Raw genomic sequence first — 14,320 nt, 5'->3', positions numbered from 1 at the left:
ATTATTATATTGCAATTCCAGTCCATTGGCTGGAATTTTTTTATGCCCTATTATGAGTAAAACTATTGGATTAATACACCTGCTGTTCATTTTAAGCTTTGGGCTACAGGCCCAGCCATCGAATTCGACAGACAAAGCGTCTTTGTCTCTCGATTCTGCAGGACAGACCGTGGATATCGAGTTGGATACCACTTCAACTATGGCATTGCAGGAAACTCCTACCGTCGAGTCGCAACCAAATCTGTTGTCGATTGATCAAAAGGGCGATGAGGAATATAGTTTATGGGCGGTGGCCAGAGGAATATTGGGCATGGCAGTACTGATATTCATTGCATGGATTTTTAGTACAGATAGAAATGCTATTTCGTGGAAGGTGGTAGGTATAGGGCTTGCAATACAGCTGGGACTAGCGCTCTCAATTTTACATATTCCTATGGTCAGAGGCCTATTTGAGGTAGTTGGCCGCATCTTCACCAAGATACTGGACTTCACCAAAATAGGGAGTGAGTTTCTATTTAGAGGATTTATGGATATCGAATCTTACGGATTTGTATTCGCATTACAAATACTACCAACAGTCATATTCTTCTCAGCCATTACCAGTGTATTGTTCTATCTGGGAATCATACAGAAGGTCGTCTATGGATTGGCATGGCTGATGACCAAAGCCATGAAATTGAGTGGCGCCGAAAGTCTTAGCGTCGCAGGAAATATATTTCTGGGCCAAACAGAAGCTCCGCTCATGATCAAAGCCTACCTGGACAAGATGAACAAATCAGAAATGCTGTTGGTGATGACAGGAGGCATGGCCACTGTGGCTGGGGGAGTACTTGCCGCGTATATTGGTTTTCTTGGTGGAAGTGATCCGGTTCAACGACTCATTTTTGCAAAGCATCTGCTCGCAGCATCCATTATGGCAGCGCCAGGTGCAGTTGTTATATCTAAGGTGCTCATCCCTCAGACCGAAAACATCAATCAAAATGTTGAAGTTAGTAGTTTGAATGTAGGCAGCAATCTACTTGATGCCATGTCCAATGGCACCACTGAAGGGTTGAAACTGGCATTGAATATCGGTGCTATGCTATTGGTGTTTTTTGCCTTTTTGGCAATGATTAATTTTGGGTTAGGAGAAGTAGGCGCTTTATTAGGGCTCAACGATCTTATTGCAACCATGACTAACGGCAATTATTCAGGGCTGAGCTTTGAATTTATTCTAGGCTACACCTTTGCACCCATCATGTGGCTTATTGGAGTAGCTCAGGAGGATATTACACTTGTTGGACGATTATTAGGAGAAAAACTCATCGCTAGTGAGTTCGTTGGCTACGAGAGCCTGGCACGCCTCAAAAGTGATGGAGCCTTTACCAGCACCAGGTCAATCATCATGTCCACCTATATGCTTTGTGGCTTTGCGAATTTTGCCTCTATTGGCATCCAGATCGGTGGAATAGGGGGGCTTGCCCCATCTCAACGAGTTTTGCTATCACAGCTAGGTTTACGGGCGCTTTTAGGAGGTACATTGGCCTCATTGCTATCAGCTACCATCGTAGGTATGCTGGTTTAAAATCTACAAGATCCTTTATTTTTAGCGATTTAGTCTAGTTGCTGTGCTTCTTATATAGCACCAAGATCTTATTTCATGCAATTCAGAAGTAATTCCATTCACTAGCATTACATCAAAGTAAACGGTATGGACAAAAAAAGCCCTTCTGGAAAGAAGGGCTCTAAATTTCTAATCTTGATCCAGTTAATCGTATTTTGGATTAGGAACCGGCTCACCTGACATGATTTCATCATTCGCAAAGTCACTGTATTTTTTGAAATTCTCGACGAATTGTCTCGCCAGATCATTAGCCTTTTTGTAATACCCGGGATCATTCTTCCAAGTCTCTCTTGGACTTAACACTTCTGAAGGTACTTCTGGACACGTCAACGGAATTTGAACTCCAAAAATTGAATGTGTTCTAAACCCAACATTATCTAATGTGCCATTTAAGGCAGCTGTGATCATAGCTCTAGTATATCGAAGTTTCATTCTAGAACCTACTCCATATGGACCTCCAGTCCAACCGGTATTAATCAACCAGACGTTAACTTCGTATTTTTCCATTTTTTCCCCTAACATCTCAGCATATTTAGTAGGATGAAGAGGAAGAAATGGTGCTCCAAAACATGCACTAAAAGCGGTCTGAGGTTCGGTAATACCAGCTTCGGTACCAGCCACCTTTGCAGTGTAGCCAGATATGAAATGGTACATCGCCTGACCCTTAGTCATTTTCGAAATAGGAGGTATTACACCAAAAGCATCACACGTCAAAAAGAATATATTCTTTGGAATGCCGCCAATAGAAGGCACTACAGCATTCGATATGTGGTTAATCGGGTATGCGGTTCTGGTGTTCTCGGTGACAGAGACATTTGCGTAGTCAACCGTACTAGTATCCTTATGAAATCTTGTGTTTTCAACAATGGCACCAAACTTAATGGCATCAAATATTTCTGGCTCTTTCTCTCTTGTGAGATCAATTACTTTTGCATAACATCCACCTTCGAAATTAAATACGTTGTCCTCAGTCCAGCCATGTTCGTCATCACCTATCAAACCTCGATTTGGATCAGCCGATAGGGTGGTTTTACCTGTACCAGAGAGACCGAAAAAGATTGCAGTATCATGATCTTTTTGACCAATATTAGCAGAGCAGTGCATGGAAAGCACTCCTCGCTCTTGTGGCAATAGGTAGTTCAGGACAGAGAAAATGCCTTTTTTCATTTCACCGGCATAAGCAGTACCACCAATAAGAATGATTCGCTTTGTCAGGTTGATAATAGCGAAATTACTTTGGCGAGTGCCATCTGTTTCTGGATCGGCTTCAAACTCTGGCGCACAAATAATGGTGAAGTTGGGATCGAAGTCCTTAAGCTTATACTGCTCCGGCCTCAAAAACATATTGTTGCAGAATAGATTCTGCCATGCAAGGGTGTTGATGACTCTTAGGTTCAGTCTGTAGGTTTTATCCGCACCTGCATATGCATCACGTACATAGAGTTTCTTATCCTCAAGGAAAGAAATCATTTTGTTGTGCAAACTGTCAAATTGATCTTCAGAGATTGGAATATTGACGTTTCCCCACCATACTGTATCTCTGGTTTTGTCATCTTCCACAATAAACCGATCCTTGGGAGAACGGCCAGTAAATTTTCCAGTGTCGCACATAAGGGCACCTGTATCAGTGATTCGCCCTTCATTGTTTTTAATGGCCTCTTCTACTAATTCAGCAGGAGTAAGGTTCCAGTGTATACTTTGCGCCTTTTTGATGCCTGAAGTTTCGATACCATTTTTAGTCGGTATCAATCCATATTGATGCATGTTTAATTGGTTTTGGGTTCTACTTCTAAGCACGAAATTAACAGATTTACGGGTGCTAAAAAATGATTTGCGAAAGATATTTGATCGAAGGAAAGTCCAAATTTAAAATAGGACTATATGAGGGAAAAATTGAACGTATCTCAGTGTAAGTATAAATACCTAATGAATAGGTGATTTCTTTTACTTCTTCTAGTAAAATTGTGTTGCATTGTACGGTTTATTTTATTTATGTTTGGTTTTTAATTTAGTAGCTCAGGATCAAGGTTGAGTTTTTCATGGATGATTAGTGCATTCAATTAAAACTTTAAAAAGTTATATTTTAGGCCGTGTAATTCTTGGAAAAGTCTAATTTTCCTTGGAATAGGATAGAATAAAATTTATATTAAAAGATTATAGAATACTTAAACTAACTCGGAACTTTGCTACAGTCATTTCTAGCGTTTCTTGGAGGAGAACCCGGTGAAGAAAAACCCATGCTTTTATTGCTTGGTCAAGGCTTTTTCATGGGTGTACTCATCGCAACCTATACTGTAGGAGCGGAAACTCTGTTCGTATCCACAGTTGGAGAGCATTATCTTGCTAGAGCGATCTTCTTGTCCGGTTTGATGGGTATTATTAGTGCTGGACTTTATGTTCAGTTTCAGAAGAATATCAATTTTTCCACACTTCTCCTTACCATCACCTTTCTCGTATTCGTGTTTATTGCCGGCATTAGAGGTGCCTTCTGGTATACTGATTATAGAACAGACCATCTTGGATTTCACTACCTTCCATTTATACTTTTTGTAATGATGGGTCCCGTGATCTCTATTACGATACTCTCTTTTTGGGGGGTGTTTGGTAGAATTTGGGACTTAAAACAGGCAAAGAGAATTATTGGGGGAATTGATACTGGCCAGCTAGTGGCTACAATGATTGCCTTCTTTTCTATTCCGCTTTTATCTGCTATAGGTGCCATAGACGAAACACACGATTTGTTGCTACTGTCAACTATAGCCGCTTTTGGTATATTGATATTTGCGGTACTCATAGTCAAAGATTTTAATCTCGATTCTGCTACTAAAATTCGACCTTCTGATGCCAAGGTTAGAAAAATAACATATTTGGACCTTTTCAAGGACAAATACCTTAGGATGTTATGTGTTTTCATGATATTCTCAATGGCCTCTGCTGTATTTGCCAATTTTGTATATTTATCGGCCACGGAAATAATGTACCCTGATGAAAAAGAGTTGAGAACCTTCTTATCATTTACAAATGGTACAGTGATGGTGCTCAGTTTCATTATTCAGAGTTTTATCAATGATATTATCATAGGTAAGTATGGTTTAAAAGTATCCTTGATGGTGATGCCGCTTATTCTAGCACTCTTTACGTTGGGAGCGATCTTCTCAGGGCACTTGTTTGTTTATGATATTAAAACAGAAGATTTCCTATTCTTCTTTATCTTCCTTGTAGTAGGAAAAGTATTTACATCCTCACTAAAAGACGCTTTAGAAAACCCAGCTTTTAAACTGTTTTTCCTCCCGTTCGATGTTAAAATTCGATTCGATATCCAATCAAGAATTGAGGGTGTGGTCAACGAAATCGCGGTATTGACAGCTGGCGCGTTCCAAATCGCCTTGGGTACACTGACATTCTTTAAGTTGATACATTACGCATACTTCATTATGGTGCTTGCGGCACTGATTATTTTTTATGCAGGGAAACTCTTTAGTGAGTATAAAATTGAGCTGAAAAAGACACTTGAAGATCAAAAATCAAAACTGAAAGGTTCTGGTACACGCAATGATCACAACACTGTAAACGTCCTGAAATCCGAGTTACGCAAAAGAAACCCTGAGCGCATATTAAATGCACTCAAACTGCTCGAACGAATGGAACCGATCATGCTTGACTTCTCATTATTGGACTTCATTCGGTCTGAATACAAACACATTAGAATATACGCCTATACTCGACTGGGTAATCTCAGAAGCTTCAATACACTCGAAATTCTGGCCAGAGAAATAAGGAAAGAAGACGATGAGGAAGTGAAACAAGTAGGCATAGAGACCATTAAAAAGCTTAAAGAAATGGTCGACTATGAGCTGACTGAGACTGGAATTAAGAAATTAGTGCGTTCCACCGATTTGAATGATAGAATCTATGCAGCACGTGTACTTGCCAAATTGGATGATGACAAGTTTGTACCGTTCCTGGTCGAATTACTGCGTGATATTAATCCAACAGTTAGACGAGCTGCCATGGTAAGTGCAGGGAAATTAAAAAGACCAGAATTTTGGTCTATTCTCATAGAAAACCTGCACATACCAACCTATAGCAATGTCGCTGACTCCTCACTGATTTCTGCAGGTGAGACCATGTTTCATGCTATTGATTCTGCTTTTTATAAGACAGGACAGGAGTTAGATACAATGATACGTATCATGCAAATATTTGGTAAGGTTGGAGGAAAACAGGCTACCGAAATGCTTTGGAGAAAAATTGATTTCCCCGATAAAAATATCATTTCAGAATTGCTCTTATCACTTAGCTATATTGGATTTGAAGCCAAAGATTTTCAAGCAGCCAGAATAAAACTTGCAATTGAAAGCACAATTAGTGATTTAACATGGAACATCAAAGCCCTGCTTGAAATCCCTCGGGATGACTTTTTTGACAAACTTATCGTAGGAGCACTAGAAGAGGAAAATAAGAAAAACTATGAGCATCTGTTTATGCTACTTGCCATGATCTATGATTCTCAAAGTATTAAGCTGGTCAGAGACAACATAGAAGTAGGTACTACAGATAGTGTGTCATTTGGTATTGAGATGTTAGGAATTTTTGTTGATGAGATACTTCGGCCCAAATTGACAGCAGTCCTTGATGACGATCCACCAGCTGAAAAACTGGGTAAGCTACATGACTTTTATCCACCTGAGAGTTTTGAAGATTATGCTGATTTGTTGTTGCAGATTGTAAATCGTGATTACAACAACATCAACAAGTGGACCAAATGCCTTGCTATGTATAAGCTAACTCTTATACGTGGTCAGAAGGTCACTGATGATTTGGTAGCTAACCTCTTCAATCCAGATTCTACCATGGTTCAAACCGCAGCAGCCGTAATCTACAAATTAGATTCAGATCTGTATCAATACCATTCAAAGAGACTAAAGAGCTCTGTTAAGAAAAAATTAGACAAAGCCATCGTTCCTCCGGTCTTCAAGTCTAATGAAGAGAAATTTCATCAGAAACTATTGATCGTTGAAAGAGCAGTTTTGCTAAAGCAAATCCCATCATTTATGGATATTCCTGGAGTGATTCTGCTGGATTTAGCCAAAAGATTCGAAGAGGTTATGGTGGAGCCTAATGTGAATATCATGGAAGTAGGCGACACTGGAGACGCACCTGTGTATATCGTGATCAAAGGAAAGCTTACGCTGACCCTTGAGACTGGTGAAACCAGGAAATTGTCTCAAAAAGATATTGTGGGTCACAAGCTGATTTTAGCCTCTGACATATGTCCCTATACTTTAACAACAGAAACAGAATGTTTGCTTCTGACAATAGATAAAGGAGAATTGTATGACGCTGTATCGCGAAACATCGAGATGGTAGATGGAATTCTCACGATTGTGAATGAATCTGAAATTGAAGAGGAAATTGAATCGATATTTCACTAAACCAGCTACTTAAATAATTGAGCGAATGAATATTGAACAGGAAATATTGCTTGCCTACCACACCGCGGATGATCAGCCTATCGGCGGTGGTTCGAGCAAAGGTTGGGTAACTAACTTCTACAAATTTCTGTCCACTCTATTGGAGCAGGTATCGGGCGTAAAACCCCAGATAAAAATGGTTTCTGAGAATGATAGTCATGCCGATCTTTATGCGTCGAGCGGAGTCTTGGTAGCTATTCTTTCTAAAGATTTCTTGAACAATCCAACCCTAACAAACGGAGTGAATCTTTTTGCCAGCACTTCAAAAGAGAGCAGTACTCTTTCCATGGGAGGGCTGTCAAGATTATTCAAAGTCATTAAATTCCCGATTGATGTAGATGAGTTCTTACCGGAATATTCAGACATTCTTTCATATGATTTCTTCCATATTGATCCACTCACCGGAGAACCACAAGAATTTAAAAGATTCTTCGGCAATGAGGCTGAAAGAAGTTATTGGATGAAAATGGTAGATATGTCATATGACATCTATCAAATTCAGACCAAACTGGTCGAATTAGGAACTAAGAAGAAGGAAATCAAGGAAGTAGGTAAGGATAAAACCATTTATTTGGCCAATTCAGGAGTGGATATGATTATCCAGAGAGATACGGTAAAACGCGAACTCATTCGCCATGGATACCGTGTATTGCCAGATCAGTCACTCCCGAAGGATGTTCACGCACTTGAACCATTGATCAAACAGGATTTAGACAGATGTTGTTTATCCATCCACCTTATAGGTGAAGACTATGGATACAAGCCTGCCGGGTCAGAACTTTCAGTAGTGGATATACAAAACAATATCGCCTCCAAGCATACCCATGATGTGCATGACTACAATGTTAAACATGGAGGTAAAGAGAAATTTAGCCGTTTGATTTGGCTTTCGCCAGATTTAAAAAATGTCAGTGAACGTCAAAAAATATTTATTGAAGACCTGAAGAGTGATGCCGCATCACTTGATGAGGCTGAGGTACTCCAAATCCCATTACAAGAACTAAAATCTATTATCCGAGAAGAATTGGTAACTGGAGGCAGGTTCAAGGCAAAAGAGATTGAGGTTGATGAGCAGCTTATCGAAGATGGAAACTTGATATATCTGATCTGCGATCAGCAGGATCAAGATGCAGTAAAGCCGGTGATGGATTGCTTAAAGGATAAAGGCTTTAGCGTGGTAACTTCAATGTTTGAAGGTGATTTGATGGATTTGCGCTACCTTCATCAGGAAAACTTAAGAAGATGTGATGCCTCTCTCATATATTATGGTAAGTCATCACCAGAATGGATTCGAACAAAAATGCAAGATTTACTGAAGGCTCCAGGTTTTGGAAGAACCAAACCTATGAAAGCAACAGCAATCTTCACAGAAGATAATAGTAAGGTGGACAATCTTGTTAATCACTCCGGCACTATGGTGTTGGGTGATGGAACATTTGCCCCTCAAAAAATCGAACCTTTTTTAGCTAAACTACAAGACTAATGAGCGAAAAAGAATTACAAATCGGACAAGAACAACAGGCTGATATCACACAGTTTGTTGATCCATTTCCTGGGCTTAGGCCTTTTGGAATTGAAGAAAGTCACCTCTTCTTCGGCCGAGAAGGTCAGAGTGATGAGGTATTGATGAAACTATCTGAAAACAAGTTTGTAGGAATTCTAGGAGCTTCTGGTAGTGGAAAATCGTCATTAATGTATTGTGGTTTGATTCCAACACTTTATGGAGGGTTTATGACACAAGCCGGATCCAACTGGCGAATCGTAGTTACTCGACCTGGAGGTGGTCCTATTGATAATTTAGCCGAAGCGCTGCTGAATAAGGACCAGATCTATAATGACCTGGACGATGAAGAACAACTGATCAGGAAGACTATTACATCCACCGTCCTTCGAAGTAGTTCATTGGGTCTAATTGAAGCTGTCAAACAACTGAAAAGCTCTGAACAGGAAAATGTTCTCATACTGGTGGATCAGTTCGAGGAACTATTTAGATACAAAAAACTAGAAACATTATCATCCGATCTGGATGAATCTTCCGCATTTGTCAACTTATTGCTGGAAGCAGTGCATCAGTATGACGCACCTATATATGTAGCTCTTACCATGCGTTCTGACTTTATTGGTGATTGTGCGACCTTCCCTGATTTGACGCAAATGATCAATGATAGTCACTACCTGATTCCTCAAATGACTCGCGATCAAAAGCGTTTGGCTATTGAAGGTCCAGTAGCCGTAGGAGGAGGTAAAATTGCTCCTCGATTGACGCAGCAACTACTAAATGACGTAGGAGACAACCCGGATCAGTTGCCTATTCTTCAACATGCATTGATGCGTACCTGGCAGTTTTGGAAAGAATACAGGAAAGAAGGAGAACCGATGGATCTAAAGCACTACAATGCGATAGGCACGCTACGTGAGGCTCTTTCCCAACATGCAAATGAAGCTTTTGACTCTTTGTCAAAGAGAGAGCAGCAAATTTGTGAGTCAATGTTTAAGGCCCTGACAGAACGAGGCACAGAGACATCTGGTATCAGACGCCCTACTAAGCTAGCCACTATTGCAGCCATATCCGGGGTCAATGAAGAGGAAGTCACCCGCGTGGTTGATAAATTCCGCGAGCCAGGAAGGACACTGCTTATGCCCCCGCATGGGATTAGATTAGATTCCGATACGGTAATTGATATTTCTCACGAAAGTTTGATGAGAATCTGGACCAGGTTGAAATCATGGTTGGATGAAGAGTCGCGATCAGCGGAAATGTATCTGAAACTCGCTGAGTCTGCAGAAAGATTTCAACTAGGTAGAGCTGGACTTTGGAAAATGCCAGATTTACAGCTGGCCTTAAACTGGCAGGAAGAAAATAAACCTACGCTGGTATGGGGACAGCGGTATGATCCAGCTTTTGAGAGAACCATGGTTTTTCTTGAAACTAGTAAGAAGGCATACGAAACAGAACAACGAAATAAGGAACTCCTTCAGAAAAGAGCATTACAAAGGTCCAGAATCGTGGCCATGGTACTTGGATTTGCAATGTTGATTTGTATATTCTTTGTGGTCTACGCCAACATTAAAGCGAACGAAGCAGAGAAGCAGACCATACAAGCTAAATTGAACTTGGAGCTTGCAAAAGAGAATGAGGCCAAAGCGAAAGAAGAAGAACAGAAGGCGGTAGAGGCTGCTGCCAAAGCGAGAATTGCAGAGCGTAAGGCGGTTGAAGAGCAGAAACGAGCGCAAGTTGAGGCCGACAATGCAAGAAAAGCGGAAGCGGAAGCGAGAGCTCAGCAGAAACTTGCACTTGAAGCGCAGGCACTTGCACAGGAGAACCAGAAAAAGGCTGAGGCAAATGCCGAACAGGCTCGGATTGCTGAAGCCCAGGCACAGGAGAATGCCGAACGTGCCGAACGTCAGCGATTGGCTGCGCTAGCCCTACGTTATCAAGCGATTGCCAATTCTATGGCGATCAAATCTAAGGGTATTGATGATGATGTGGAGCAGAAAGCCTTAATCGCCCGACAAGCCTGGAAGTTTGATAAAGAATATGGTGTGAAGGAATACAATGCGGATGTGTATTCCGGGGTATACTATGCTTACAAAAAACTTCTCTTTACAGATAGTACTGATATTTTCAATCACTATAAAGGTCACACTGCAGGAAATGCTGTAAGGTCAGTTCGATATTCACAAGATGGTAAAAGAATGTTTTCAGCAGGTAGTGATGGCAAACTATTGCAATGGGATATGACTAGCGATCGTCGCAAGAGTAAAGTACTTGTTGATAATAACTTTGTGAACCGAGTGGTAGATTTGAGTCCTCAGGAGAAATGGGTGGCTGTTGGTACAGACGATGACAGAATATTGCTCTATGACTTGAAGAAGAAAGGAAGCGATCCTAAGGAACTGACAGGACATTCAGGAGTAGTTTTTGATTTGGTTTTTCTGAATGAAAATGAAGGATTCATTTCTTCGTCAGGAGACAAAGTCATTCGAAAAAACGATTTCAATAGTAACATAGAAATAGCAAGAGTCGCCTCGAGAGTTCATGCCCTGGCATTGAGCCCAGATGGTAGATACCTTGCCGGTGGCAGCCAGTCTGGAAATGTCTATCTATGGGACTTGGATAACGAAAACGAAGAAAAGTCTATTTATATTAAAGGAGGTAGCGCCGTACATGCTATTTCATTTAATCATGACGGCTCTATAATTGCCATAGGTGACCAGGAAGGAGATGTGATATTGTGGGATCTTAATGAAAGCAAAAAATTGAGAACACTTACTGGCCACGCCACAAAAATAACAGACCTGGAATTTAGCAATGACAATAGTTTGCTAGCTTCTACTAGTTTTGATGGCACTGCAAGAATTTGGGTCATGAAGCATCTAAACGATCTTCCAATTGTTCTTGATGATCATGGCACAGGTAGCGGAAGTAAGAGATGGGTCTGGTCGGCAGCTTTTTCGCCTGATGGCAGTACGCTTATGACAGGAGCTGGTGACGGAATCATTAGATATTGGCCTACACATCCTGATGAAATGGCAGAAAATATTTGTGGCGATGTGCAACTTGCACATAACATGAGCCAAAATTCTTGGAACGCCTATGTTGGGGATGACATCGACTATGAAGAAACATGTGAAGGCAAACCTAAACGTGAGGACAATCAATAATGATGAAGAGATTTATATCGGCAGTTTTCTTTTTTGGGGTTTTGATTTTGGGGGTAAATAGTCATATTCAAGCCCAGCAGCGTCAAACCTTAAATTGTACTCAAAAATTGAATAGAGCAGAGGATATGTTCGACGCAGGGGATTTGAGCAAAATTTCTGATTTACTCAATGGCCAAAACAGTAAATGCTTTGATAAAGGAGGCTTCTCCAAAGAAGAAAAAATCCGCGCTTATCGCCTACTTGCCTTGGTGCATTTGTTCAACGACAATGGGCCTGACGCAGAAGAAGCGGTCATCGATCTGTTAAGCGCTGATCCTGAACATCCACTAAGTCCAGATGACCCGATCGAACTCAAATACTTGTTTGATAAATATAGATCTGAGCCTATTTTTAGAATTGGTGCTAAAGTTGGTGTTAATCAGACTTATGTAAAATCGATTGGTGAATTTGGTTCATATTCTAATGAAGGAGAAGTGTCAAAAGATTTTAAAGCCGGAATTGGCTTTCAAGCCGAAATCACCTTTGAATATACAATACTTGATAATCTAGAAGTCATTAGTGGCTTCGGTTGGGCACTTAGCAAGTATGACATAGGATATAACAACATTACTTCGCTAGGTGATGACTACCCTGAGTCAATAGACTTTGTAGTGTCACTGACAGAATCCCAGAGTCAGCTGAAGGTACCCTTGATCCTTCGATATGGATATCCCATGGGAAACACAATTCCATATGTGACAACAGGAGTATCATTTGATTATTTATTGAACAGCACAATAAGCGGTAGCCGATCGGGTACGGCTACCAGACAGTTGCCAAGCCTGTCTCTTCTAGATGACGAAATGAGAAAAAAGATCAATTGGTCTTATTTCATTGGATTAGGGGCAAAATTCAAAAGCAAAACGGACTACTTCCTTGTAGAAGCACGATATAATATGGCTGGTGCCAATACGGTTAGAACTCGCTACAGATACAACAATGAAAAGTTGCTGCTTGATATGGCACACGTTGATGATGATAAGATTTTGAATAACCTTAGCTTGTCCATCGGTTATATCAAGTCGATTTACAAACCTAAAAAGTACTCCAGTAAGAAACTGGAAAAACTGTCAGGTAAAAAGAAGAAAAGTAAAGTAGATGAATAGAATACTCAACATACTTATTCTCTGTGCGTTGTCAGGATTTTGGCTCTGTGGATGTATGAGTGAAGACTCCAACAGCCTCGAGACCTCTGACATTTTTATAAAATACTACGGTTCGGAGTCCGCAGAAGAAACGATCGATTTGATAGAATTGAGTGATGGATATCTGCTGTTGGGATCCAGGACTGATGTAGATAATACAGACATCTATCTGGTCAGGACTGATTCAGCAGGCAATCGAATGTGGGAGAACGTAATAGATAACGATATTACAGGAAATACAGAGGCTACAAGTACTATAGACATTCCATCTAAAATGTACTATGACGAGGCCAGAGACGTCTTGCACATTGTAGGTACCTCATCATTCGACAGAGAAGATGACGATCTGGAAAAGGTACAGGTAGATCACTTATTTCTTGCGAATCTTACCATTGACAATACGGGTTTTACTGTCACAGATACACTCATTTATAGGTATTATGATGAACGAAGCTCGGTTAATGCTTCCTATGTTCCATCTTTTAAAGCAGTAAGTGGTGCTGATGTTTTGCCCATTGGAAACAATGAACTACTAGTTCTAGGTACTGTTGAAGCGGGCTCTAACGATCCATCATTTAGTGACAATAGTGTACTACTCATGCGCATCTCAAACGATTTTCAAACCGTCAATTGGGAGAGAGTGAAAGGATTTGGTAGTGATGATTTTGGGCGTAGTCTGCTAGTGGCAGGCAATAACTACTATTATATGGGAGCTCTGACTACCACCTCGGGTGTAGGTAATGGAGGAATTGACGTATTGGTAGAGGAATTTAACCCTATCAGTGGAAATGAAAACAATCAAATTGAGTACGGTACAGCCGACAATGATGAAGGCTACAATATGATTTATACCAATCCGGGAATAGCAATTGTTGGCACTACCGGTACTGGAAGCGTTCAGTATGCTTTTATGTTAAAGATTTCGTCGAATTTGGGCGCAGCGCAAATCAAGACTTTGACGTATCCTGAAGATGAAAATCAAGATTGGAATACTCAAGGAGCAGACTTGGCACAGACCGCCAGTGGAGACTTTTTTGTGGTGGGGACGGTTAATTCATTTACTGATGGTGCAGATCCTAGAGAAGATGAAATAGTATTACTTCCTACTAATAGTGTGGGAGAAGTATATGAAGGAGATGTTCAGGAATATGGCAGTGTGCAAAGCGACGCTGGCAACGCCATTATAAGAAAATCAGATGGCACCATGGTCATAGGCGCTACGGTACATTTTGGTGGGAGTGCTACCATGATGTCTTTGATGAAAACGAACAAGAACGGAGAGTTTCTTAGAAACTAAAATATAAATATTCAAAGAATTATTTTTATTATTTGAATAGTACGTGTTAAGTAACTATATTAATATTGAATTAGGGTATAATGGGTAGGAATTATTT

Annotated in this window: 7 protein-coding genes; 6 read left to right on the top strand and 1 reads right to left on the bottom strand. The window is 40.6% G+C overall.

The annotated features are described in order from the left end of the window. Window positions 1-52: 52 nt before the first annotated feature. Window positions 53-1,564, top strand: a complete 1,512-nt coding sequence (locus ABJF11_RS18895) for a nucleoside transporter C-terminal domain-containing protein (protein WP_348121747.1) — start codon at window positions 53-55, stop codon at window positions 1,562-1,564. Window positions 1,565-1,747: 183 nt separating this feature from the next. On the opposite strand, the gene pckA is transcribed toward ABJF11_RS18895, so the two are convergent. Continuing rightward, a complete protein-coding gene (pckA, locus tag ABJF11_RS18890) occupies window positions 1,748-3,367 on the bottom strand; it encodes a phosphoenolpyruvate carboxykinase (ATP) (RefSeq protein ID WP_348121745.1) in 1,620 nt (539 codons plus the stop codon). Between the two features lie 419 nt (window positions 3,368-3,786). Here pckA and ABJF11_RS18885 point away from each other — a divergent pair, with 419 nt between their 5' ends. The 5 genes from ABJF11_RS18885 to ABJF11_RS18865 all read left to right on the top strand — a co-directional run bounded on the left by ABJF11_RS18885 (window position 3,787) and on the right by ABJF11_RS18865 (window position 14,223). Continuing rightward, on the top strand, window positions 3,787-7,038 hold the full coding sequence (locus ABJF11_RS18885; RefSeq protein ID WP_348121744.1) for a HEAT repeat domain-containing protein: 3,252 nt from the start codon (window positions 3,787-3,789) through the stop codon (window positions 7,036-7,038). A gap of 25 nt (window positions 7,039-7,063) precedes the next feature. Continuing rightward, on the top strand, window positions 7,064-8,560 hold the full coding sequence (locus ABJF11_RS18880; protein ID WP_348121742.1) for a hypothetical protein: 1,497 nt from the start codon (window positions 7,064-7,066) through the stop codon (window positions 8,558-8,560). Further along, window positions 8,560-11,742, top strand: coding sequence for a High-affnity carbon uptake protein Hat/HatR (locus ABJF11_RS18875; RefSeq protein WP_348121741.1), 3,183 nt, complete (start codon window positions 8,560-8,562; stop codon window positions 11,740-11,742). The genes ABJF11_RS18880 and ABJF11_RS18875 overlap by 1 nt, the downstream gene beginning before the upstream one ends. Window positions 11,743-11,849: 107 nt before the next feature. Further along, entirely contained in the window at window positions 11,850-12,887 is a 1,038-nt protein-coding gene (locus ABJF11_RS18870) for a porin family protein (protein WP_348121740.1), read from the top strand. After that, entirely contained in the window at window positions 12,880-14,223 is a 1,344-nt protein-coding gene (locus ABJF11_RS18865) for a hypothetical protein (protein ID WP_348121739.1), read from the top strand. Before ABJF11_RS18870 ends, ABJF11_RS18865 begins: the two co-directional genes overlap by 8 nt. Window positions 14,224-14,320: the final 97 nt, after the last annotated feature.

It is taken from the genome of Reichenbachiella sp., from assembly GCF_039941815.1.
Classification (GTDB): Bacteria; Bacteroidota; Bacteroidia; order Cytophagales; family Cyclobacteriaceae; genus Reichenbachiella.
This window is presented reverse-complemented; position numbering and strand designations above follow the sequence as displayed.